This is a genomic window from Cupriavidus sp. 09_S30, from assembly GCF_056930435.1.
Map to the genome: position 1 here is coordinate 312,909 of NZ_JBXOWI010000001.1, position 21,889 is coordinate 334,797.

The window sequence follows — 21,889 nt, forward strand, 5'->3', positions numbered from 1 at the left end:
AAGCGAAGAGAAGACACCCATGAAACTGCAGGGACGCGTAGCGATCATCACCGGCGCGGCGGCCGGCATCGGCTTTGCCACGGCGCAGCGCTTTGCCGCCGAAGGCGCCATCGTCATCCTGTGCGATGTGCAGGAGGCGCGCGTGCGCGAAGCCGCGGCCAGCCTGGCCGCCACGGGCGCTACAGTCGAGGCCTTCAAGGTCGACGTGACGCGCCGCGACGAGGTCGACGCCATGGTCGGCGCCACGCTGGCGAAGTACACCCGCGTCGATATCCTGGTCAACAACGCGGGCATCACCAAGGACGCGCGCCTGGCAAAGATGACCGAGGCCCAGTTCGACTCAGTGATCGACGTCAACCTGAAGGGCGTGTTCAACTGCTCGCAGTCGGTGGCTTCCATCATGGCCGAGCAGGGCCGCGGCGTGATCCTCAACGCTTCCAGCGTGGTCGGCCTGTACGGCAATTTCGGCCAGACCAACTACGCGGCCAGCAAGTTCGGCGTGATCGGCTTCACCAAGACCTGGGCGCGCGAGCTGGGGCCGAAGGGCGTGCGCGTCAATGCCGTGTGCCCGGGCTTCGTCGCCACCGAGATCCTGCAGACCGTGCCGCAGAAGGTGCTCGACGGCATGCAGGAGTCGTGCTGGCTGCGCCGCCTGGCCCAGCCGGCCGAGATCGCCAGCGTCTATGCCTTCCTCGCCAGCGACGACGCCAGCTATATCAACGGCACTGCCATCGAAGCCAGCGGCGGCATGTCGCTCTAAGACCGCGCTAGACCGCGCTGCCGGGGCGCCGTGCGCGCCGCCGGCGGTCATGGGCCGCACCGGCCGTCCGCGCGGTGCCCAGCGCTGGTGCGGTATCATCGCGTTTCTGGCCGGACGATATCGGACGATATGCCGTCCGGCCCCATTCCCTCCCGCAGGACCGGCTTCGCGGGTGCCGCCCCAGGCGCGGCGCCGATGGCGGGGCGCCCGGCATTTCAGAAAGACCCGTATCCATGCAGTTGCTGTTCGAAGAAGGCGGCGAGATCCGCGCCGGCACCGTGCTGAGCCAGCAGGGCGAGGCTTACCAGGTGGAGTTGCCTGCCGGCAAGCGCACCAAGGTCAAGTCGCGCGATGTGCTGCTGCAGTTCGCCCAGCCGTCGGCCGCCGAACTGATGCGCCAGACCGAGGCGCTGGTCACCGAAACCGACCTGGATTTCCTGTGGGAGTGCGCGCCGGCCGAGGAGTTCGGCTTTGCCGAGCTGGCCGCCGAATACTATGGCGCGGATGCCGGTCCGGTGCAGCAGGCCGCGCTGGCCATGGCGCTGCATGGCAATCCCGTCTACTTCCGCCGCAAGGGCCGCGGACGCTATATGCGCGCGCCGGAGGACCAGCTCAAGGCGGCGCTGGCGGGGCTGGAACGCAAGCGCCAGCAGGCGCTGGTGCAGGCCGAATACGAGGCGCAGCTCAAGGCGCGCGAGCTGCCCGAGGCCTTCCGCGGCAAGGTGATGCAGCTCTTGTTCAAGCCGGACAAGAACAGCCTGGAATACAAGGCGATGGACGCCGCCTGCACCGCGCTGGGCATGACGCCGATGCGCCTGATGCTGGAGTCCGGCGGCGTGGAGAGCGCGCGTGCGCTGCACGAAGCCAAGTTCCTGGCCGAGTGCTTCCCCAAGGGCACAGGCTTTCCCGCCATCGACGTGCCCGAGCCGTCGGCTGAGCTGCCGGTGGCCGAGGTGCAGGCCTTCTCGATCGACGACGTCACCACCACCGAGATCGACGACGCGCTGTCGGTGGTCACGCTGCCCGACGGCAAGCTGCGCGTGGGCATCCACATCGCGGCGCCGGGGCTGGGCATCCGCCGCGGCGAGCCGCTCGACGCCGTCGCGCGCCAGCGCCTGTCGACCGTCTATTTCCCCGGCGACAAGATCACCATGCTGCCCGATGCGGTGGTCGACCGCTACACGCTGCAGGAAGGCCGGGTCTGCCCGGCGCTGTCGCTCTACGTGACGGTCGATCTGGGCCTGTCCCTGATCCTGGGCAGCGAGACGCGCGCCGAGCTGGTGCCGATCGCCGCCAACCTGCGCCATAACCTGCTCGAGGACGTGGTGACCGAGCAGGCGCTGGCGGAGGGCACGGGCGACTATCCCTTCCGCGCCGAGCTTGCGCAGCTGTGGCAGTTCGCCGGCCAGCTGTATGACGAGCGCCAGAAGGCGCGCCTGGCCAGCGGCCTGCGTCCGGAATCGCACAACCGCGCCGACTACAGCTTCTATATCGACGAGCTCGAAGGCGGCGCCGAGCGCGTGCGCATCGAGCAGCGCCGGCGCGGCTCGCCGCTGGACAAGATCGTGGCCGAGCTGATGATCCTGGCCAACAGCACCTGGGGCAAGCTGCTGGCCGACCATGGCGTGCCGGGCATCTACCGCACGCAGAAGGCCTGGGGCATGCACCGCACGCGCATGCAGACCTACCCGGCGCCGCACGAAGGCCTGGGCGTGGCCCAGTATGCCTGGAGCACCTCGCCGCTGCGCCGCTATGTCGACCTGGTCAACCAGTGGCAGATCATCGCGGTGGCCCAGCATGGCGTGGCCGCCAAGCTGGTGGCGCCGTTCAAGCCCAAGGACGCCGACCTGCTGGCCGCCGTGGCCGATTTCGAGGGTACCTACGCGGCCTACGCCGACCACCAGTCGACCATGGAGCGCTACTGGTGCCTGCGCTGGCTGGAGCAGGAAAAGCGCGAGCGCATGATGGCGTCCGTGCTCAAGGACGGCGCGGTGCGCTTCGGCGAGATTCCGCTGGTCACGCGCGTGCCCGAGTTGATGCAGGCCGCGCGCGGCACCCAGGTGATGCTGGAGGTCGCTTCCACCGATGAGTTGTCGCTCGAGGTTTCGTGCCGCGTGCTGGAAGTGTTCGCCGGTGACGTTGAATTGACCGACGATATGCTGGAACTGGACGAAGAAGCGGCCGAAGTGTCGGCGGAGGCAGCCGCCGAAGCCGCCGCGGAAGACGCGGCCGAGCAGGCCGCCGAGCAGGTCGGCGAGCAGGTCGGCGAGCAGGTCGGCGAGCAGGCCGGCGAGCAGGCCGCCGAGAGCGGCGACGCGCCGGCGGATGGCGACGCCGGCGAGGCGTCGGGTGCGCGCGACACGGGGGCCGGCGCCGGCGCCTGAGGCATCGGCAAACGCACGGCGCTCCCTTACAATGCCGGACGGATCTTACCGTCCGGCGCGTGATGCAAGCGTCGCCGGACGACGTCCTTTGTCCGTTACGGTTCCGCCTTGTTTTCCGTTTCGTCTTCCGCCACTTCGCCGCCCATCGTGAACGCCGTCCTCGCCCCCCGTCAGTGGTGGAATACCAGCAGCACGATGACGCGCGCGCTGGCCATCTCGCTGGCCGCGCACGCGCTGCTGCTGATGGTGCGCGTGGCGGCGCCGGACGCCTTCGAGATCAAGCGTGCCGACACCGCGCTGGACGTGGTGTTGGTCAATGCCAAGTCGGCCGAGCGGCCGCGCAAGCCGACTGTGCTGGCCCAGGCCAACCTGGACGGCGGCGGGGAGCAGGATGCCCAGCGCGCCACCACGCCGCTGCCGTCCCAGACCCAGGCGCGTGACGGCGACCTGCTGCGCCAGATGCAGCGCCGCGTGACCCAGCTCGAAGAGGAGCAGCGGCGCCTGATGACGCAGGCACGGGAGCCGGCGCCCGCGGTGCGCAGCCAGCCGCTCAAGCCGGGCGACAAGCCCGCCGACGACACGCTGCGCGGCCAGGACGAGCGCACCTCGCTGGACGAGATGGCCAAGCTGGAGGCCGAGATCGGGCGCAACCTGGAGCACTACGCCAAGCGGCCCAAGCGCTACCAGCTCACCGCCACCAGCGCCCAGGAAGTCGACTACGCCCAGTACTACGACCGCCTGCGCCACAAGATCGAGGCACGCGGCACGGCAGACTTCCCCCAGCGCAGCGGCAAGCCGCTGTACGGCCACCTGATCCTGGTGATCAACGTCAACCGCACCGGCAGGCTGGGCTATAACCGCGACGGCTACAATGTCGAGGCGGTCGACGTGGTCAAGAGCTCGGGCGATCCCGCCCTCGACCGCCAGGCCGTGGCCATCGTGCGCGCAGCCGCGCCCTTCGGCGCCTTCACGCCGCAGATGCAGGCGCGCCAGGATATCCTCGAGGTCATTTCCACATTCAAATTTTCGCGCAGTGGGCTGGAAACCCGGCTGCAGGCACGCTGATGACATCTTCCCCGCAAAATCCCGCCGCCGAGCAGGCGCCCGACCGCTATGTCGTGATCGGCAACCCGGTCGCGCACAGCCGCTCGCCCACCATCCATGCCGCCTTCGCCCGCCAGACCGGCGAAGCGATCGTGTACGACCGCCTGGAGGCCCCGCTGGACGGCTTCGTCGAGATCGCGCGCGCCTTCCTCGCGCAGGGCGGGCACGGCTTCAACGTGACCGTGCCGTTCAAGCTCGAGGCCTATGATCTGGCCGACCGCCTGACGCCGCGCGCCGAGGCGGCCGGTGCGGTCAATACGATGTGGCAGGAGGACGGCCTGCTGCATGGCGATAACACCGACGGCGTGGGGCTGGTGCGCGATATCCAGGACAACCTCGACGTGCTGCTCGAAGGCCGGCGCGTGCTGCTGCTCGGTGCCGGCGGCGCCGCCATGGGCGCGATGCTGCCGCTGATCGAATGCCGGCCGTCGCGCATCGTGGTGGCCAACCGTACCGCCGCGCGCGCGGGCGACATGCTGGAGGAATTCGTTGAGGCGGCCGACCAGTACGGTGTGGAACTGTGGGGCGGCGGCCTGGATGCATTGTCGGCACTGGCCGAGGACGAGGGCTGCGACGTGGTGATCAATGCCTCGTCCAGCAGCCTGCATGGCGAGGTGCCGCCGGTGCCCGAATGGATGCTGGGCGAAGGCGTGCTGGCCTACGACATGATGTACGGCGCCGAGCCCACCGTCTTCCTGCGCTTTGCCGAGCGCTGCGGCGCGCGCGTGAGCGACGGCCTGGGCATGCTGGTGGAACAGGCGGCCGAGGCCTTCTACAACTGGCGCGGCGTACGCCCGCGCACGGCCCCGGTGCTGGCCGAACTGCGCGCGGCGCTGCGCGCCGAAGCAGGCCGCTGAGCGCGGCCGGAGCCCCTGGCCGTGACCGCACGCCGCGCCCGCCCGCAAGCCGCGGGCCGGCATCCGCTGCATCCGCTGCGCTGGCTGGCCTACCTGGCCGGCTGCCTGCTGGCGGGCGTGCTGGCCATGCAGCTCTATTTCTTCTTCCAGATCGCCGCCTGGCAGGTGGTCAACCCTTCCACCACCAGCTTCATGCGCGCAGAGCGCTGGCGCCTGTGCGGCGCCAAGTTGTGGGGCTGCGCCATCGATCGCCGCTGGGTACCCTACGATGACATCTCGCGCAATCTCAAGCGGGCGGTAATCGCCAGCGAGGACGCTGACTTCGTCAACCATCCCGGCTACGAGGTCGATGCCATGCTCAATGCCTGGGAGCGCAACAAGCAGCGCGGCCACATCGAGCGCGGCGGTTCCACCATCACGCAGCAGCTCGCCAAGAACCTGTTCCTGTCGCCGGAGCAGCACTACCTGCGCAAGGGCCAGGAGCTCGCCATCGCCTGGATGCTGGAGTTCTGGCTCGACAAGCAGCGCATCTTCGAGATCTACCTGAATTCGGTCGAGTGGGGCGAGGGCGTGTTCGGCGCCGAGGCCGCGGCCCAGCATTATTTCAAGACCAGCGCGGCACGCCTGAGCGTGGGCCAGTCGGCCCGGCTGGCCGCCGCGCTGCCTGCGCCCAAGTGCTTCGACAAGAAGGCTTACTGCGCCAATGTGCGCGTGAATTTCCGCGTGAAGGCCGGCATCATCGCGCGCCGCATGGGCGCGGCGACGCTGCCGGACTGAGCGCGCCGGCGGCGCTCAGCTCAGCCAGCCTTTGCGGCGGAAGTAGATCAGCGGCACCGCGGCCGACACCGCCATCAGCGCGATGGCCCAGGGATAGCCGAGCGACCAGTCGATTTCCGGCATGATCTTGAAGTTCATGCCATAGACGCTGGCGATCAGCGTGGGCGGCATCAGCGCCACCGACACCACCGAGAACAGCTTGATGATCTTGTTCTGGTTGATGTTGATGAAGCCCACGGTGGCGTCCATCAGGAAGTTGATCTTGTCGAACAGGAAGGCCGTGTGGTTCTCGATGGAGTCGATGTCGCGCAGGATCTGGCGCGCCTCGTCCTGTTGCTCGGCCGACAGCAGCTGGCTGCGCATCAGGAAGGAGACCGCACGGCGGGTGTCCATCACGTTGCGGCGGATGCGCCCGTTCAGGTCTTCCTCGCGCGCGATCGTTTCGAGCACGTCTGCCGCCGCGGCATCGGTCACGTTCTCCGCCAGCACGCGGCGGCTGGCTTCCTCCAGCCGCTCGTAGACCTCCTCGATCGAGTCGGCGGAATACTCGGCGTCGGTGGCGTACAGATCCATCAGCACGTCCTTGGCATTGCGCACCGAGCCCGGCCGCATGCGCGCGCGCAGCCGCACCAGGCGGAACACGGGCAGGTCTTCGTCGTGGATGGAGAACAGCACGTCGCGCGTCAGCACGAAGGCCACGCGCACGTTGTGCGAGGCGTCCTCCTCGTCGAGCAGGAAGTCGGTGCGGATATGCAGATGGCCGTCCTCGCCCTCGAAGTAGCGCGCGGAGGCCTCCAGGTCGCCCAGGTCCTCGAGTTCGGGCAGGGCGACGCCGTAGGCCTCCTTGATCCAGGCAAGTTCCTCGTCGTCGGGGCTGACGACGTCGATCCAGATGGGCTTGTGCTGCAGCAGTTCGTTGCGGTCGTCGACTTGCTCCTGTGCAAGCCGCCCTTTCTGCAGGACGAACAGGTTGATCATCCCTGGGGTTCCTCGTTGCGTTCGGCCAAGACAGGCGCGGACAGCTTCGGCTGGCAAGCGTGATCGCGCTGCGCGCGCCGATGCTCACGGCGCCACGCAATGCGATGGCGTTTGCCGGTCATGCCGGCGGGTTGGGAAGGGGAGGATCCGTGGCGTTGCGGCGCATGGAGCGCTGTTCGCCAGGGACGGATGCCGCTCGCCCGCAGGTTGCTGCGGGCCAAGGGCGACTGGCCCGGAGCGCGGCTCCGGCGGCAGTCGTTACGCAGCCCGCAGTGACATGGCATTCGTGCGAGTCGCGGCTATGCCGCGGCTACCCGAACACCCGATGCTACTGCCCACGTAATCTCTCCGGGATTATGGATGGGCGCGAGTGTAGCCCAACGCAGGGGGGCTTGTTAAGCGAAATCTCGCCGTTCGGCGCTGCCTGGCAGTAGCGGCGCCAGCGGCACCTAAGCCCGTGTCGCGCACACCAGGGCGGCCGCGGGGCCCGCACTTCGCTTTGTGCGCAAGGGAACACGAAACGACGGCACGCAGCAGGTAAAATCTGCATATGACCATCGATGCCGCGCAAACGGGGGCGAAACCGCGCCACCCGGCGGCCAACCGGCCGGCCGCGCCGCCGGCCAACCAGGACACCGAGCATTCCATGACCTTCACCGAGCAGCTCGCCGCAGCGTGGCGGCGCAACGATTCCCTGCTGTGCGTCGGTCTCGATCCGGATCCGGGCAAGCTGCCGCTTTCCCTGACCGGCACCGGGGGCGCGATCTTCGCCTTCTGCCGCGAGATCGTCGACGCCACCGCCGACCTGGTCTGCGCCTTCAAGCCGCAGATCGCCTATTTCCATTCCCAGCGCGCCGAGGACCAGCTCGAACAGCTGATCCACTATATCCATGACGCGCATCCGGGCATCCCGGTCATCCTCGACGCCAAGCGCGGCGATATCGGCTCCACCGCCGAGCACTACGCCAGCGAGGCCTTCGAGCGCTACGCCGCGGACGCGGTCACGGTCAGCCCCTATATGGGCTTCGATTCGATGCAGCCCTACCTGGCCTATCCGGACCGCGGCGTGATCGTGCTGTGCCGCACCTCCAATGCCGGCGGCTCCGATGTGCAGTTCCTGCAGGTCGATGGCAAGCCGGTCTACCAGATCGTGGCCGAGGCGGCGCGCGAGCGCTGGAACACCAACGGCCAGATGGGCCTGGTCGTGGGCGCGACCTTCCCGAACGAGATTGCCAAGGTGCGGGAGATCGTCGGCGACATGCCCTTGCTGATCCCGGGCATCGGCGCCCAGGGGGGGGACATCGAAGCCACGGTCAAGGCGGGCCGCACCGCCGACGGCACCGGCATGATGATCAACTCCTCGCGCGCCATCCTGTACGCCAGCCGCGAGAAGGACTTCGCCGCCGCCGCGCGCAATGTCGCGCTGCAGACGCGCGACACGATCAACCGCTTCCGCCAGGGCTGACGGGCGCTGAGGAGCGGCGCACCCCGGGCGCACCCCGCCGCCCGGGCTGCACCGGGCGCGCGGCTCAGGCTTCGCTGCGCACCAGTTCGATCAGGCCGCGCAGCGCGTGCTCGGCCGCCTGGCGGCGGATCTGGTCGCGGTCGCCGCGCAGGCGCAGGGTCTCTACCCGCGTGGTCAGCCGGTTACTCCAGCCGAAGCAGACCATGCCCACCGGCTTGTCCGGCGTGCCACCCGTCGGCCCGGCCACGCCGGTGATCGACAGGGCCACCTGGGCGCGGCTGTTCAGCAGCGCCCCTTCCACCATCGCGCGTGCCACTTCCTCGCTGACCGCGCCATGCTCCCGGATCAGCTTGGCCGGTACGCCCACCATCGTCGACTTGGCCTCGTTCGAATAGGTGACGAAGCCGCGCTCGAACCAGCCGGACGAGCCGGAAATATCCGTGATGGCGGCCGCCACCAGGCCGCCGGTGCAGGACTCCGCGGTGGCGAGCATCAGCGATCGTTCGGCGAGGACGGTTCCCACCTGGATGGCGAGTTGTTCGAGCAGGCGGCTGACGGGCATGGTCGGGACCTGGGGGAAGGTTGGTGGGCTAGATCGAGCGCCAGACGGCGAAGACCAGCAAGGTGTAGAAGGCGGCCAGGATGTCGTCGATCATCACGCCGAAGGCGCCGCGCAGCCCCGGCCCCTTCAGGCTGCGGTCATAGTGGCCGATCGGTGCGGGTTTGGCGATGTCGAACAGGCGGAACCACAGGAAGGCGGCGAACTGGCCCCAGAAGCCGGTGGGCATCACGAAGACCAGCACCAGCCAGAAAGCGATGATCTCGTCCCACACCATGCTGCCGTGGTCGAAGACGCCCATGTCGCGCGCGGTGCGGTTGCAGGCCCACAGGCCGACCAGGAAGCCGCCGCCGATCAGCCACAGCCAGGCAAGCGGTTGCACCCACAGCGAGATCACCACATAAGACAGCCACGCGAACAGCGTGCCGACCGTGCCAGGACTGACCGGCGACAGGCCCGAGCCAAAGCCCAGGGCGATCAAGTGGGCGGGGTGGGACAGCATGAAGCGGGCTGTCGGTCGCGTCACTTTGGCGGTCTGGCCGGCTTCGAGGGTCATGGCGGGATCGCGCGGCGCGGGTCCCGACGGATTGGCGGACATCAAGGCTTGGCTCGTATGGTTCTTGTGTAATCGTCGTCGCGTGCGCGGTCGCAGCGCGATCTCGCATCATGGCATGCCGGCGGCCCTGTTGTCAGTTCGCCAGGCCGCACTGCCGCCAGGCTCAGCCCGGCGCGAAATGGTCGAAGCTCCTGCCCGAAAAAGCGATCGGATGGCCCCAACGGTTGACCAGGCGCAGCCCGGCATCCGCCGTGATGCTGCCGGCTCGCGCCAGGGGCAGATCCAGGCGCCGGCCGATGGCGCGCACCTCGTCGCGCGCGTCGACCGGGGCCGTGAAGCATAGCTCATAGTCGTCGCCGCCCGCGAGCACGCACTCGAGCTGCAGGTCGGCAGGCTGCTGTGACAGCACGATCGAGCGCGGCAGGGCATCGACGTCGAGGAGGGCGCCCACCTGCGAGCGCTCCAGGATATGGCCCAGGTCGCCCAGCAGGCCATCGGAAATATCGAGCGCCGCATGCGCCACCCCGCGCAGCGCCAGTCCGAGCGCCACGCGCGGGGTTGGGCGCTCCATGCGCTGGCGCACCTGGCTGAACTCCGGCTCGGGCAGCAGCCACTCGCCGCGGCAGTCGCCCAGGGCCAGCCGCGCGTCGCCCAGCGTGCCGGAGATCCAGATGTCGTCGCCCGGGCGGGCGGCATCGCGGCGCAGCGCCGACTGCGGCGGGACGTCGCCGAACACCGTCAGGCACAGGTTCAGCGGCCCGCGCGTGGTGTCGCCGCCGATCAACTCGCAGCCGTGGGCGTCGGCCAGCGCCAGCATGCCGCGCGCCAGGCCGGCCAGCCAGTCGGGATCGGCCGCGGGCAGCGCAAGCGCCAGGGTGAAGGCGCGCGGCTCGGCTCCCATGGCAGCCAGGTCGGACAGGTTGACCGCCAGCGCCTTGTGGCCGAGCGCCTCCGGCGAGACGTCGGGGAAGAAGTGCCGGCCACTGACCAGCATGTCGGTGCTGATGGCGAGCTGGTGGCCCGGCCGCACCTCGAGCAGCGCGCAGTCGTCGCCGACCCCCAGCGCGGCCTTTTGCGCGGGACGGGTGAAGAAGCGTCGGATCAGCTCGAATTCGGAAAGCGGAGCGCTGGCGGGGTCAGGCATGGGCGGGCGTGGGCGGATGATGGGACGGCCGGGGCGCGGCGGCGGAAATGGCGACGAAAATGGCAGCAGAAATGGCGGCGGAAATACGGCAATCCGGCCCCGGCCGGCAGGCCGGAAGGGTCCGGACTCGCCAGTCGCGCATGCCGTCTGTTCAGGCCGCGCGGCTTGCGGCATATTGTACAGAAGCGCAAAGCTGCCCCTGGCAGGACGCTTATTGTGAAATCATATTTCACAATATAAAATGATTTTCTGCCTTCAGTGCAAGCTGGCGGCAGCCGTGGAGAAAGAGGCGCGGACGTGTGGAGCCGGTCCGCTGCATCGTTTCCACGCTCGTCAATCCAGGCTCCGACCGGAAGATGCGCCGATGACCAGTTCTCAGCAGCCCATGTCCCAAGAAGAACTCAAGCAGCAGCAGCGCGAGGCGTTGCGCAAGGCCGCGCTCGAGTACCACGAGTTCCCGACCCCGGGCAAGATCTCGGTGACGCCGACCAAGCCGCTGTCGAACCAGCGCGACCTGGCCCTGGCGTACTCGCCGGGCGTGGCTGCCGCCTGCGAGGAGATCGTCGCCGATCCTGCCACTTCCTTCCGCTACACCGCGCGCGGCAACCTGGTCGGTGTGGTGACCAACGGCACCGCCGTGCTGGGCCTGGGCGACATCGGCCCGACCGCGTCCAAGCCTGTGATGGAGGGCAAGGGCGGCCTGTTCAAGAAGTTTGCCGGCATCGACGTCTTCGACATCGAGATCGATGAGAAGGACCCGGAAAAGCTGGTGGAAATCATCGCTTCGCTGGAGCCGACCTTCGGCGGCATCAACCTGGAAGACATCAAGGCGCCGGAGTGCTTCTACGTGGAGCGCACGCTGCGCGAGCGCATGAAGATCCCCGTCTTCCACGATGACCAGCACGGCACCGCCATCGTCGTGGGAGCCGCCGTCATCAACGGGCTGAAGGTGGTCGGCAAGGACATCGCCAAGGTCAAGCTGGTGGCGTCGGGTGCGGGTGCGGCCGCGCTGGCCTGCCTGGACCTGCTGGTCGACCTGGGCCTGCCCATCGAGAACATCTGGGTGACCGACCTGGCCGGCGTCGTCTACGAGGGCCGCACTGAACTGATGGACCCCGAGAAGGCACGCTTCTCCCAGAAGACCGACAAGCGCAAGCTGGCCGAAGTCATCGACGGCGCCGACATTTTCCTCGGCCTGTCGGCCGCGGGCGTGCTCAAGCAGGACATGGTGCAGCGCATGGCCGACAAGCCGCTGGTGCTGGCGCTGGCCAACCCCAACCCGGAGATCATGCCGGAGCTGGTCAAGGAAGTGCGCCCGGACGCGGTGATCGCCACCGGCCGCACCGACTATCCGAACCAGGTCAACAACGTCCTGTGCTTTCCCTTCATCTTCCGCGGCGCGCTCGATTGCGGCGCCACCACCATCACGCGGGAGATGGAGATCGCCGTCGCCGAGGCCTTGGCCGACCTGGCGCGCCAGGAGCAGAGTGATATCGTGGCCACGGCTTACGGCATCCAGGACCTGTCCTTCGGCCCGGAATACCTGATTCCGAAACCCTTCGATCCGCGCCTGATCGTCAAGATCGCGCCGGCGGTGGCCGAGGCCGCGATGAAGGCCGGTGTCGCCAAGCGGCCGATCGAGGACATGGACGCCTACAGCCAGCAGCTGCAGCAGTTCGTCTACCACTCCGGTACGCTGATGAAGCCGATCTATGCGGCCGCCCGCAAGCTGGAGCCGCAGATGAAGCGCATCGTCTTCGCCGAGGGCGAAGAGGAGCGCGTGCTGCGCGCGGTGCAGGTCATCGTCGATGAGAAGCTGGCCAATCCGATCCTGATCGGCCGCCCGGCCGTGCTGGCCCATCGCATCGAGCGTTTCGGCCTGCGCCTGCGCGAGGGCGTTGACTTTACCGTGGTCAACCCCGAGAACGACCCGCGTTTCCGCGAGTATTCCGACATCTATTACCGGATGATGGCGCGCCAGGGCGTCACGCCGCAGTACGCCAAGCTGGAAATGCGCCGCCGCACCACGCTGATCGGTGCGATGCTGATCAAGAAGGGCGAGGCGGACGGCATGGTGTGCGGCACGGTGAGCAGCACGGCTGCGCACCTGCGCTATATCGACCAGGTGCTGGGCTGCACCAATACCGTCTATGCCGCGATGAACGGCCTGGTGCTGCCGGGCCGCCAGATCTTCCTGGTCGACACGCACGTGAACGTCGATCCGAGCGCCAGCGAGCTGGCCGAGATCACGCTGATGGCCGCCGATGAGCTCAAGCGCTTCGGCATCGTGCCCAAGGTGGCGCTGCTGTCGCACTCCAACTTCGGCACCTCCGAGGCGCCCTCGGCGCAGAAGATGCGCCAGACCTTGGCCATCCTGCGCGATCGCGCGCCCGAGCTGGAGGTCGACGGCGAGATGCACGGCGATTGCGCGCTCGACGAGAAGCTGCGCAACCAACTGGTGCCGGACGGCGTGCTGACGGACGAGGCCAACCTGCTGGTGTGCCCGAACATCGACGCCGCCAATATTGCCTACAACCTGCTGAAAGTGGCGGCCGGCAACAACGTGGCGATCGGCCCGATCCTGCTGGGCGTGAAGGCGCCGGCCCATATCCTGACGCCGTCTGCGACGGTGCGCCGCATCGTCAACATGACGGCCCTGGTGGTGGCGGACGCGGCTGCCAAGCGCTAAGCCGTCGTGCGCTGCACAAAGCCGGGTCCGCCCGGCTTTTTTTGCCTCTCGCGCTTATTAGTTAGTGTGCACACACATACTTTTAACATCTTGAAACGATTGGAAAATTCCGCTCCCATCCGGTGCGGGGATTGCTTATTCTGGCGCATGCGCGTAACCTTACGCCTTCGATGCATACGCTCGTGATGCGCGTCTCGATGTTGCTGCAAGCTCAGTCCGGGCAAGCGGTCGTCCCCGATGTCCAGGCCTCAGGCAGATTGCCGGTTCAACCAAGACTACCAAGTGGGTTCCCAGATTCTTCAGACGCAGCGCGCGAAACCGTACTCCCTGGCGCGATGGGCGGCCCGCATGGCGGGTGGCCTGGCGCTGGCCTGCATGCTGGCGCAGCCCGTGCTGGCGCGACAGCAGGTCGAGCAGGTCGATTCGGCGGTGGGAACCATTGCCGTTCAGGAATTGCCCAAGGAAGCACAACGCACCCTGGAACGTATCGAGGCGGGCGGGCCATTTCCCTATGACAAGGACGGTGTGCGGTTCGGCAACTACGAACGCATCCTGCCGCTACAGCCGCGCAATTACTACCGTGAATACACGGTCAAGAGCGGCGGGCACAGCCGGGGGGCCAAACGGATCGTATGCGGCGGCGACCAGCGCGCCGCCAACGATTGCTACTACACGGAAGACCACTACAACAGCTTCAAACGGATAAGCAAATGATGACTGACATTTTCGGACTGGGCGACGCCCTTGCCGCCCGCGAGGAGCGCGGCGCCGGAGATGGCTGGCAGCGGGCACAGAACCAGGCCCGGAATCTATACGACAACGTGCTGGCGATGCCGCGACCCGAGCTCTCGCACACACTCCCCCCCACCGCACCCGTCGCCGCGCATGCCGCGGTTGGCACGGATGGCGGCAACGAGGAAGCCATGAACCTGTTCAAGACGGTGCGTCCGAACATCGTCCAGTCGATCCGGGCTTTCCGCGTGCCCGATCTGGCCAAGGCGGCGGCCGAGCTGGGCCAGCATTTCCTCTACGCCAACTGCGCGCACTGTGCGAACAAGGCCGAGGTGCTGGAGACGATCGCGACGGCATTCCTGTTTCCCAAGCACTTCGGCAAGAACTTCGACGCCTTGGCCGATTGCCTGACCGACTTGATCTACAAGGCGGGCCAGCAGCCCGGCTTCGTCATCGTGCTGGAAGGCCTGCCCGTCGCGCAGAAGTTCGACAAGGAAGCGCGCGAGGTGCTGCTCGACGTGTTCCGCGACGCCGCCGAATTCTGGGGCGAGCGCAAGGTCCAGTTCCGCGTCTTCTATTCCTTCGCCTGAGCCTCGGCCTGGGTGAAAATGCGGCGCTGCTCCGGCGGCGCGCAAGCAAAAAGGCCCGCGTCAGCGGGCCTTTTGCATTTCCGGCGCCGCGGCTCAGGCGGCGGGCGGCACCTGGCCGTTGGGGGTCAGCTTGTCGATCAGCTCCGGCAGGCCTTCGCTCAACTGCGACGCCACGTCTTCCTGCGACATGCCGCTGGCCTGCGCCAGCGAGGCCAATGCCCCGGTGTGGCCGAGGGCGCTGCTCAAGTCCGAGGCGGACACGGGCTGGTTGGCGCCGGTGCCGATCCAGGAATCGACCTGCTGGCCAAGTCCTGCCTGCGCCAGCACCTGCTGCAGCACGCCGATTCCGCCTGCCGCCGCGCCAGCCTGCGCCGCGCCGGCCTGGCCGCCCAGCAGCCCCCCGAGCAACGAGCCGAGTTCGCCCAGGCCGCCAGCGCCAGTGCCACCGGCGCCGCCGGTCAGGCTGCCCAGCAGGCCGCCGAGACCGCCCAGCAGGCCGCCGCCCTCGGACTGGCCCCCCGATTCCTGCGGCGCCGCGCCGCCACCCTGGTGGTGCGCGGCCAGCATCGCCAGCAGGCCGAGTGCCAGCATCAGCTTGGGATTGGCGGCGCCGGCCTGTGCCGTGTCGCGCTGTCCCAGTATCCCACCCAGCACGCTATCGAGTAGTCCCATGATCGACTCCTTTCGCTTTCGTAGAACGACGGCGCTGCCGCTGCCGTCAGAATCCGCCTAGCACGGCGTTCAGTGCGGCCAGGCAGGCAAGCCCGGCCGTCTCGGTGCGCAGGATGCGCGGCCCCAGTGACACGCCGGTGAAGCCGGCGCGCAAGGCGGCGTCCTCTTCGTCCGGGCTCAGCCCGCCTTCCGGGCCGATCAGCAGGGTCAATCCGTTTTCCGTCCAGGCCTCGCGGCGCTGTGCGGCCAGCGTCACCAGCGGCTGCGTGGCGCGCGGGGTCAGCAGCAGGCGCTCGCCGGCGGTTGCCTGGCCGAGCCAGGCGTCGAAGGACGCGACCGGGGCGATGGTGGGCACGCGGTTGCGGCCGCACTGCTCGCAAGCGGCCTCGGCCAGTGCCTGCCAGTGGGCCTGCCGCTTCTGCGCGCGCTCGCCCGCCAGGCGCACCACGCTGCGGTTGGCCTGCAGCGGTTGCACCGCCGACACGCCCAGTTCCACCGCCTTCTCGATCAGCCAGTCCATCTTGTCGCCGCCCGCCAGGCCTTGCGCCAGCGTGATGCGGAAGGGGGCCTCCGTCTCGGCATCCTGGTGCTCGCCGACTCTTGCCATGGCCTGCCGCTTGCCGAGGTCCAGCAACACGGCCGTATGGCTGCCGCCTCGGCCATCGAACAGGGTGACGGCATCGCCGGGATTGAGCCGCAGCACCTGGACATGGCGCACCACGGCCTCCGGCAGGCTCAGGTCGGTTCCGGCCACCAGCGATTCGGCAACGAAGAAGCGCGGCGGCATCAGGCGGCACCCTCCGTGGTGAGCGGCTTGCCGAAGCCCCAGCGGTAGCCGTCGGGGTCCATCACCATGCAGTAGCGGTCGCCCCAGAACTGGTCGGCCGGCGCCATCAGGCTGACGGCGCCGGCGGCCACCGCGCGGGCGTGCATGGCGTCGACGTCGTCGCAATAGACATAGAAGGTCTGCGGGCATTCCACGCCCAGCGAACGGGGGGAGCGTGCCGTGCTGCCCCAGGCGCCCTCAGGCGCGAACATGACGATGAGTTCGCCCTGGTAGCGCATCTCGGCGTGCGTGGGTACGCCGTTCTCGTCGACCACGTCGCCGGGGACGAAGCCGAAGGCGCGCGCATAGAAGTCGAGGGCGGCGCTGGCATTGGCCACGGTCAGGTAGGGCGTGAGCCAGGGCGTGTTGGCCGGTCGGGTCATGATCGTCTCCGTGGTCGTTTCGGCGGCGCGGGAAACCGGGCGCGGGCGCCGGGGGCGTCTCGCGCGGTGCGAGTGTGCATCTTACGCGCCCGCGCTGCCGCTGTCGAAGCGCGCGCTTTCGGCGCATGCGGCGAGCGCACCACCGCCGGCAGCATGGTGCCGCACAGCGCGGTGCCGAGGTCCGGGGCCAGCCGTTCCGTCCATGGCGTGCCAGCCCGGCCAGGCCCGGAAACACCGCTGCCTTCTGGTAAAATCGCGCTTTTCCCGCCAGGTTCCCGTCGCATGTCTGCCCTTGCCCATCCCGCCACAAGTCCCTACGCTTCCCAGCCGGCCAAGCTGATGGCCAACGCGATCCGCGTGCTTGCCATGGACGCCGTCCAGCAGGCCAATTCCGGCCACCCCGGCATGCCGATGGGGATGGCGGATATCGCCGTGGCGGTCTGGAGCCGCCATCTGAAGCATAGCCCGGTCAATCCGAAGTGGTCCGACCGCGACCGCTTCGTGCTGTCCAACGGACATGGCTCGATGCTGCTGTACGCGCTGCTGCACCTGACCGGCTACGATCTGCCGATCGGCGAGCTGAAGAACTTCCGCCAGCTGCACAGCAAGACCCCGGGCCACCCGGAGTACGCCATCACGCCGGGCGTGGAGACCACCACCGGCCCGCTGGGCCAGGGCATCACCAACGCCGTGGGCATGGCGCTGGCCGAGCGCCTGCTGGGCGAGGAGTTCAACCGCCCCGGCTTCGACATCGTCAACCACCACACCTATGTCTTCCTCGGCGACGGCTGCCTGATGGAAGGCATCAGCCACGAGGCGTGCTCGCTGGCCGGCACGCTCAAGCTGAACAAGCTGATCGCGCTGTGGGACGACAACGGCATCTCGATCGACGGCGAGGTGGTGCACTGGTTCGCCGATGACACGCCCAAGCGCTTCGAGGCATACGGCTGGAATGTGATCCGCGCGGTCGACGGCCATGACGTCGACGCGGTGGATGCCGCCATCGCCCAGGCCAAGGCCAGCGACCGGCCCACCCTGATCTGCTGCCGCACCGTGATCGGCAAGGGCTCGCCCAACAAGGAAGGCGGCCACGACGTGCACGGCGCGCCGCTGGGCGGCGCCGAGATCCTGGCCACGCGCGAGGCGCTGGGCTGGGCCCACGAGCCGTTCGAACTGCCCGCCGAGGTGTACTCGGCGTGGGATGCCAAGGCCAACGGCCAGGCGCTGGAAAAGGTATGGGACGCGCTGTTCGCGGCCTATGCGGAGCGCTTCCCGTATGAAGCCGGCGAGTTCCAGCGCCGTATGCGCGGCGAGCTGCCGGGCGCCTTCAGCGCCGCCGCCGAGGCCTTCCTGGCCAAGTGTGAGGAAAAGGCCGAGACCATCGCCAGCCGCAAGGCCAGCCAGAACACCATCGAGGCCTTCGGCCCCGTGCTGCCCGAATTCCTCGGCGGCTCGGCCGACCTGACCGGCTCGAACCTGACCAACTGGAGCGGCAGCAAGGCCGTGCGCGTCGACGGCTGGGGCAATCACATCAACTACGGTGTGCGCGAGTTCGGCATGAGCGCGATCATGAACGGTATCGCGCTGCATGGCGGCTACATCCCCTACGGCGGCACCTTCCTGACCTTCTCTGACTACAGCCGCAACGCGCTGCGCATGGCCGCGCTGATGCGCATCCGCTCGCTGTTCGTGTTCACCCACGATTCCATCGGCCTGGGCGAGGACGGCCCGACCCACCAGTCGATCGAGCACGTTGCCAGCCTGCGCCTGATTCCGAACATGGACGTCTGGCGTCCGGCCGACACCACCGAGACCGCCGTGGCCTGGACCGAGGCAGTGCGCCGCGAGAACGGCCCGAGCTGCCTGATCTTCAGCCGCCAGAACCTGCCGTTCCAGCGCCGCGACGACGCCACCCGCGCCAATGTCGCGCGCGGCGGCTACGTGCTGCGCGACAGCGCCAACCCCAAGACCAAGCGGCCCGACGCCGTGATCCTCGCCACCGGCTCGGAAGTCGCCCTGGCGGTGAGCGCCGCCGACCAGCTGGCTGCCGAGGGCGTGCATGTGCGCGTGGTCTCGGTGCCGGCCACCACGGTGTTCGACAAGCAGGACGCCGCCTACAAGGCTTCGGTGCTGCCCGCCGGCGTGCCGCGCGTGGCGGTGGAAGCCGGCGTGACCGACTTCTGGTGGAAGTATCAGGTGCAGGCAGTGGTCGGCATCGACACCTTCGGCGAGTCCGCGCCGGCCGGCGTGCTGTTCAAGCACTTCGGCTTCACGGCGGAAAACGTCGCCGACACGGTGCGCGCCACGCTGGCCCAGTAATCACCGGCCGCAGCTCCGGGGCGGCCGCCGCGCCGCCCACCCGGCTGGCGCAGCGGCCACGTTGCATTCATCGATCAAGTATTTCAGGAGAGTGACAATGACCATCAAGATCGGCATCAACGGCTTCGGCCGCATCGGGCGCATGGTGTTCCGTGCCGCCGTCGCCAACTTCAACGACATCGAAGTCGTCGGCATCAATGACCTGCTCGAGCCGGACTACCTGGCTTACATGCTGAAGTACGACTCGGTGCACGGCCGCTTCGACGGCGAAGTGTCGGTCGAGGGCAATACCCTGGTCGTCAACGGCAAGAAGATCCGCCTGACCGCGGTCAAGGATCCGGCCGAGCTGAAGTGGGGCGAGATCGGCGCCGACGTGGTGGTGGAATCCACCGGCATCTTCCTGACCAAGGAAGGCGCGCAGAAGCACCTCGACGCGGGCGCCAAGAAGGTGATCATGTCGGCCCCGTCCAAGGACGACACCCCGATGTTCGTCTTCGGCGTCAACGACAAGACGTACAAGGGCGAAGCGATCATCTCGAACGCTTCCTGCACCACCAACTGCCTGGCGCCGGTCGCCAAGGTGCTGAACGACAAGTGGGGCATCAAGCGCGGCCTGATGACCACCGTGCACGCTGCCACCGCCACGCAGAAGACCGTCGACGGCCCGTCCAACAAGGACTGGCGCGGCGGCCGCGGCATCCTGGAAAACATCATCCCGTCGTCGACCGGCGCCGCCAAGGCCGTGGGCGTGGTGATCCCCGAGCTGAACAAGAAGCTGACCGGCATGTCGTTCCGCGTGCCGACCTCGGACGTGTCGGTTGTCGACCTGACCGTCGAGCTCGACAAGCCGGCCACCTACGCCGAGATCTGCGCCGAGATGAAGGCCCAGAGCCAGGGCGCGCTGAAGGGCGTGCTGGGCTACACCGAGGACAAGGTGGTCGCCACCGACTTCCGCGGTGACGCACGCACCTCGATCTTCGACGCCGAGGCCGGCATCGCGCTGGACTCGACCTTCATCAAGGTCGTGAGCTGGTACGACAACGAGTGGGGCTACTCGAACAAGGTGCTGGAGATGGTGCGCGTGGTGGCGAAGTAATCACCCGGCAAGGCGGCCCGACGTGGCCGCCCTCCATGAAAAACGCGCCCCGCGGGGCGCGTTTTCTTTTTTGCGATGGCGTAGGCGCAGCCGCCTGGCTCAGCTGTCGCCGCGCGCGGCCAGCGGCCGTGCATCGACTGCCGCGCCGTCGAGCAGGAAATGCCCGCCGGCGACATGGTGGATGGTGCGCAGCTCGTCATGGCCCTCGAAATGCCAGCGTCCCTTGCTGAATACGCGCGCATCCGCCCAGGCCGCGACCACCTCGCCCAAGAAGAGGTCGTAGCGCTGCTGGATGGCGGGCTCGGGCAGCAGCCGGCATGCCAGCCAGGCCGCGCAGCCTTCCAGCAGCGGGGCGCTGGTCTGCGCGACCGTGAAGCTTTCCAGGCCATAGGCCTCGAACTTGTCCGACCCGTCGCGCTCCACCAGATCGCGCCCGCTGCGCGAGCCGAGTGCCTGCGTCAGGTCGAGCTGGGCCCGCGTCGGCACCTGCAAGGCGAATTCGCCGCTGGCTTCCAGCAGTTCACGTGTCCACGTGCTCTTGTCCAGGACCACGGCGACCTTGGGCGGGTCGAAGTCGAGCGGCATGGCCCAGGCGGCCGCCATGATATTGCGCCGACCGCCGGCGGCGGCGCTGACCAGCACGGTGGGGCCGTGGTTCAGCAGCCGGTAGGCTTTGGAAAGTTCGACGGGGTGGCGATGGCTGGGCATATTTGGAATCGGCTGAAGTTGGCTGGAATCGGCAGCCTGCGCAGGTTGGGGGGATTATATTGCTGCGCATGTGAGTCCGCCTGAGTGTCTCATCGGACTTTTCCCAGACATGGAAATGTAAATTATCCCTGCCAAAGTCGGGTTTTCTCAGTGTGCAGAAAGCGGAATTTGCTTTCCGACGTGGAATTTTCAACTTACACTGCGAATGTTTATTGATATCTGATGTGCAGCTCGTGCAATTGAGACCGCCATCTGTAAAACGGAACTGAGCCGGGCACAAACATGGTGAACGTTGACACCAAGCTGCTGGTGATTTTCACCGAGCTGCTGAGCAAGCGGAATGCCACCTACGTCGCCGAGAAGATGCACATGACGGCGCCGGCGGTCTCGCACTCGCTGGGTCGTCTGCGGGAGATCTTCGACGATCCGCTTTTCATCCGTGTTCCGCACGGGCTGACACCGACGCCACGCGCGCTGGAACTCGGGCCCAAAATCCGCGACATGCTGGACCTGTGGACCTCGATCAACGAGGGCGACGCGGATAACTTCGACCCCGGCATCGCCACCGGCACGCTCCATATCGGTTTTGCGGCGGAACTGGGCGACACGCTTTTCAATCGCTACGTGCTGCGCGTCAAGCAGCTCGCGCCCGAACTGCACCTGCGCCTGGCCGAGTCCCATTCCTGGGAGGCCGACATCGCGGCGATGCGCGCCAATGAGCTGGACCTGGCGTTCTCGCCATATCCGACCCGCCACCCCGAGATCGTCGAAGAGATGGTCAGCTCGCTCGGCCTGTGGGTCTGCGCGCGCAACCATCACCCGCTGCTCAAGGACGGCTGCACGCTCGAGCAGTACCTGGATTGCGGTCACATCTTCATGGCGCCCTCGGGATCGACCGGACGCACCGCACCCTCGCTGATTCCGCTCGATTATGCGCTGCAGCAACGCGGCCTGAAGCGCAATGCCACGCTGACCGTGCATTCCTGGCGCGCCCAGGCCGAACTGGCGGCGCAGACCGACATGATCTTCACGGTCAACGCCCTGACCAAGGACATGGCGTGCGAGACCTACGGCCTGAAGGCCTTCCCGCTGCCCGCCGAGATCAACACCACGCTGGGGCTCAATATGTTCTGGCACCGCAGCCGCAATACGCATCCGATGCTGGTCTGGGCGCGCGGCCTGTTCCGCCAGGTGGTGGGAGAGTTCGAAGGGCTGCCCGCGGCCCAGCGCAGCGCGCACACGGTTGCCGCGGAAGACGTGCTCTGACGGTGCCGGCGACGGCGTGCCGCG

Annotated in this window: 20 protein-coding genes; 12 read left to right on the top strand and 8 right to left on the bottom strand. The window is 67.8% G+C overall.

The window, feature by feature from the left end:
- The first annotated feature begins 19 nt into the window (after nucleotides 1-19).
- The 5 genes from fabG (at nucleotide 20) to mtgA (ending at nucleotide 5,882) form a co-directional block, all read left to right on the top strand.
- Entirely contained in the window at nucleotides 20-760 is a 741-nt protein-coding gene (fabG, locus tag AC1Z3O_RS01545; RefSeq protein WP_483512970.1) for a 3-oxoacyl-ACP reductase FabG, read from the top strand.
- 233 nt (nucleotides 761-993) lie between these two features.
- Nucleotides 994-3,144, top strand: coding sequence for a ribonuclease catalytic domain-containing protein (locus tag AC1Z3O_RS01550; protein ID WP_483512972.1), 2,151 nt, complete (start codon nucleotides 994-996; stop codon nucleotides 3,142-3,144).
- A gap of 195 nt (nucleotides 3,145-3,339) precedes the next feature.
- Entirely contained in the window at nucleotides 3,340-4,209 is an 870-nt protein-coding gene (locus AC1Z3O_RS01555) for an energy transducer TonB (RefSeq protein WP_483517491.1), read from the top strand.
- On the top strand, nucleotides 4,209-5,105 hold the full coding sequence (aroE, locus tag AC1Z3O_RS01560) for a shikimate dehydrogenase (protein WP_483512974.1): 897 nt from the start codon (nucleotides 4,209-4,211) through the stop codon (nucleotides 5,103-5,105). The genes AC1Z3O_RS01555 and aroE overlap by 1 nt, the downstream gene beginning before the upstream one ends.
- 15 nt (nucleotides 5,106-5,120) lie before the next feature.
- Nucleotides 5,121-5,882, top strand: a complete 762-nt coding sequence (gene mtgA / locus AC1Z3O_RS01565) for a monofunctional biosynthetic peptidoglycan transglycosylase (protein ID WP_483517492.1) — start codon at nucleotides 5,121-5,123, stop codon at nucleotides 5,880-5,882.
- Nucleotides 5,883-5,897: 15 nt separating this feature from the next.
- On the opposite strand, the gene corA is transcribed toward mtgA, so the two are convergent.
- On the bottom strand, nucleotides 5,898-6,860 hold the full coding sequence (corA, locus tag AC1Z3O_RS01570; RefSeq protein WP_483512975.1) for a magnesium/cobalt transporter CorA: 963 nt from the start codon (nucleotides 6,858-6,860) through the stop codon (nucleotides 5,898-5,900).
- A 646-nt stretch (nucleotides 6,861-7,506) separates the two neighbouring features.
- Between corA and pyrF the strand changes: the two genes are divergently transcribed.
- Nucleotides 7,507-8,325 carry an orotidine-5'-phosphate decarboxylase gene (gene pyrF / locus AC1Z3O_RS01575; RefSeq protein WP_483517493.1) on the top strand — a complete coding sequence of 273 codons (819 nt, stop codon included), beginning with the start codon at nucleotides 7,507-7,509 and terminating at the stop codon, nucleotides 8,323-8,325.
- A 64-nt stretch (nucleotides 8,326-8,389) separates the two neighbouring features.
- Here pyrF and AC1Z3O_RS01580 read toward each other — a convergent pair whose 3' ends face one another.
- From AC1Z3O_RS01580 to thiL, 3 genes are all read right to left on the bottom strand, one after another.
- The gene (locus AC1Z3O_RS01580) at nucleotides 8,390-8,887 is read right to left on the bottom strand and encodes a CinA family protein (protein ID WP_483512976.1); all 498 of its coding nucleotides are present in this window, start codon (nucleotides 8,885-8,887) and stop codon (nucleotides 8,390-8,392) included.
- 28 nt (nucleotides 8,888-8,915) lie between these two features.
- Nucleotides 8,916-9,482 carry a phosphatidylglycerophosphatase A family protein gene (locus AC1Z3O_RS01585; RefSeq protein WP_483512978.1) on the bottom strand — a complete coding sequence of 189 codons (567 nt, stop codon included), beginning with the start codon at nucleotides 9,480-9,482 and terminating at the stop codon, nucleotides 8,916-8,918.
- A 121-nt stretch (nucleotides 9,483-9,603) separates the two neighbouring features.
- Nucleotides 9,604-10,584, bottom strand: coding sequence for a thiamine-phosphate kinase (gene thiL / locus AC1Z3O_RS01590; RefSeq protein WP_483512980.1), 981 nt, complete (start codon nucleotides 10,582-10,584; stop codon nucleotides 9,604-9,606).
- Between the two features lie 364 nt (nucleotides 10,585-10,948).
- On the opposite strand from thiL, the gene AC1Z3O_RS01595 reads away from it, so the two are divergent.
- The 3 genes from AC1Z3O_RS01595 (at nucleotide 10,949) to AC1Z3O_RS01605 (ending at nucleotide 14,595) form a co-directional block, all read left to right on the top strand.
- A complete protein-coding gene (locus AC1Z3O_RS01595; RefSeq protein ID WP_483512982.1) occupies nucleotides 10,949-13,273 on the top strand; it encodes an NADP-dependent malic enzyme in 2,325 nt (774 codons plus the stop codon).
- Between the two features lie 348 nt (nucleotides 13,274-13,621).
- On the top strand, nucleotides 13,622-13,987 hold the full coding sequence (locus AC1Z3O_RS01600; protein WP_483517494.1) for a guanyl-specific ribonuclease: 366 nt from the start codon (nucleotides 13,622-13,624) through the stop codon (nucleotides 13,985-13,987).
- The gene (locus AC1Z3O_RS01605; RefSeq protein WP_483512984.1) at nucleotides 13,984-14,595 is read left to right on the top strand and encodes a barstar family protein; all 612 of its coding nucleotides are present in this window, start codon (nucleotides 13,984-13,986) and stop codon (nucleotides 14,593-14,595) included. Before AC1Z3O_RS01600 ends, AC1Z3O_RS01605 begins: the two co-directional genes overlap by 4 nt.
- A 93-nt stretch (nucleotides 14,596-14,688) precedes the next feature.
- Here AC1Z3O_RS01605 and AC1Z3O_RS01610 read toward each other — a convergent pair whose 3' ends face one another.
- The 3 genes from AC1Z3O_RS01610 to AC1Z3O_RS01620 are packed head-to-tail and all read right to left on the bottom strand — an operon-like array spanning nucleotide 14,689 to nucleotide 16,476.
- On the bottom strand, nucleotides 14,689-15,267 hold the full coding sequence (locus AC1Z3O_RS01610; RefSeq protein ID WP_483512986.1) for a YidB family protein: 579 nt from the start codon (nucleotides 15,265-15,267) through the stop codon (nucleotides 14,689-14,691).
- Nucleotides 15,268-15,313: 46 nt separating this feature from the next.
- Entirely contained in the window at nucleotides 15,314-16,054 is a 741-nt protein-coding gene (locus tag AC1Z3O_RS01615) for a 16S rRNA (uracil(1498)-N(3))-methyltransferase (RefSeq protein WP_483512988.1), read from the bottom strand.
- A complete protein-coding gene (locus AC1Z3O_RS01620; protein ID WP_483512990.1) occupies nucleotides 16,054-16,476 on the bottom strand; it encodes a VOC family protein in 423 nt (140 codons plus the stop codon). Before AC1Z3O_RS01620 ends, AC1Z3O_RS01615 begins: the two co-directional genes overlap by 1 nt.
- A 282-nt stretch (nucleotides 16,477-16,758) precedes the next feature.
- Here AC1Z3O_RS01620 and tkt point away from each other — a divergent pair, with 282 nt between their 5' ends.
- Together tkt and gap are read left to right on the top strand one after the other, a co-directional pair.
- Entirely contained in the window at nucleotides 16,759-18,795 is a 2,037-nt protein-coding gene (tkt, locus tag AC1Z3O_RS01625; protein ID WP_483512991.1) for a transketolase, read from the top strand.
- Between the two features lie 97 nt (nucleotides 18,796-18,892).
- Nucleotides 18,893-19,891, top strand: a complete 999-nt coding sequence (gap, locus tag AC1Z3O_RS01630; RefSeq protein ID WP_483512993.1) for a type I glyceraldehyde-3-phosphate dehydrogenase — start codon at nucleotides 18,893-18,895, stop codon at nucleotides 19,889-19,891.
- A gap of 99 nt (nucleotides 19,892-19,990) precedes the next feature.
- On the opposite strand, the gene AC1Z3O_RS01635 is transcribed toward gap, so the two are convergent.
- A complete protein-coding gene (locus tag AC1Z3O_RS01635) occupies nucleotides 19,991-20,599 on the bottom strand; it encodes a flavin reductase family protein (RefSeq protein ID WP_483512995.1) in 609 nt (202 codons plus the stop codon).
- Between the two features lie 282 nt (nucleotides 20,600-20,881).
- Between AC1Z3O_RS01635 and AC1Z3O_RS01640 the strand changes: the two genes are divergently transcribed.
- Nucleotides 20,882-21,865, top strand: coding sequence for a LysR family transcriptional regulator (locus AC1Z3O_RS01640; protein WP_483512997.1), 984 nt, complete (start codon nucleotides 20,882-20,884; stop codon nucleotides 21,863-21,865).
- Nucleotides 21,866-21,889 lie beyond the last annotated feature (24 nt).

Coding starts and splice junctions, on each gene's coding strand:
- aroE (WP_483512974.1), top strand. CDS start 4,209: ATGACATCTTCCCCGCAAAATCCCGCCGCCGAGCAGGCGCCCGACCGC.
- AC1Z3O_RS01580 (WP_483512976.1), bottom strand. CDS start 8,887: ATGCCCGTCAGCCGCCTGCTCGAACAACTCGCCATCCAGGTGGGAACC.
- AC1Z3O_RS01555 (WP_483517491.1), top strand. CDS start 3,340: ATGACGCGCGCGCTGGCCATCTCGCTGGCCGCGCACGCGCTGCTGCTG.
- tkt (WP_483512991.1), top strand. CDS start 16,759: ATGTCTGCCCTTGCCCATCCCGCCACAAGTCCCTACGCTTCCCAGCCG.
- AC1Z3O_RS01615 (WP_483512988.1), bottom strand. CDS start 16,054: ATGCCGCCGCGCTTCTTCGTTGCCGAATCGCTGGTGGCCGGAACCGAC.
- pyrF (WP_483517493.1), top strand. CDS start 7,507: ATGACCTTCACCGAGCAGCTCGCCGCAGCGTGGCGGCGCAACGATTCC.
- AC1Z3O_RS01585 (WP_483512978.1), bottom strand. CDS start 9,482: ATGTCCGCCAATCCGTCGGGACCCGCGCCGCGCGATCCCGCCATGACC.
- AC1Z3O_RS01595 (WP_483512982.1), top strand. CDS start 10,949: ATGACCAGTTCTCAGCAGCCCATGTCCCAAGAAGAACTCAAGCAGCAG.
- gap (WP_483512993.1), top strand. CDS start 18,893: ATGACCATCAAGATCGGCATCAACGGCTTCGGCCGCATCGGGCGCATG.
- AC1Z3O_RS01620 (WP_483512990.1), bottom strand. CDS start 16,476: ATGACCCGACCGGCCAACACGCCCTGGCTCACGCCCTACCTGACCGTG.
- fabG (WP_483512970.1), top strand. CDS start 20: ATGAAACTGCAGGGACGCGTAGCGATCATCACCGGCGCGGCGGCCGGC.
- AC1Z3O_RS01600 (WP_483517494.1), top strand. CDS start 13,622: ATGGCGGGTGGCCTGGCGCTGGCCTGCATGCTGGCGCAGCCCGTGCTG.
- AC1Z3O_RS01610 (WP_483512986.1), bottom strand. CDS start 15,267: ATGGGACTACTCGATAGCGTGCTGGGTGGGATACTGGGACAGCGCGAC.
- corA (WP_483512975.1), bottom strand. CDS start 6,860: ATGATCAACCTGTTCGTCCTGCAGAAAGGGCGGCTTGCACAGGAGCAA.
- thiL (WP_483512980.1), bottom strand. CDS start 10,584: ATGCCTGACCCCGCCAGCGCTCCGCTTTCCGAATTCGAGCTGATCCGA.
- AC1Z3O_RS01640 (WP_483512997.1), top strand. CDS start 20,882: ATGGTGAACGTTGACACCAAGCTGCTGGTGATTTTCACCGAGCTGCTG.
- AC1Z3O_RS01550 (WP_483512972.1), top strand. CDS start 994: ATGCAGTTGCTGTTCGAAGAAGGCGGCGAGATCCGCGCCGGCACCGTG.
- AC1Z3O_RS01635 (WP_483512995.1), bottom strand. CDS start 20,599: ATGCCCAGCCATCGCCACCCCGTCGAACTTTCCAAAGCCTACCGGCTG.
- AC1Z3O_RS01605 (WP_483512984.1), top strand. CDS start 13,984: ATGATGACTGACATTTTCGGACTGGGCGACGCCCTTGCCGCCCGCGAG.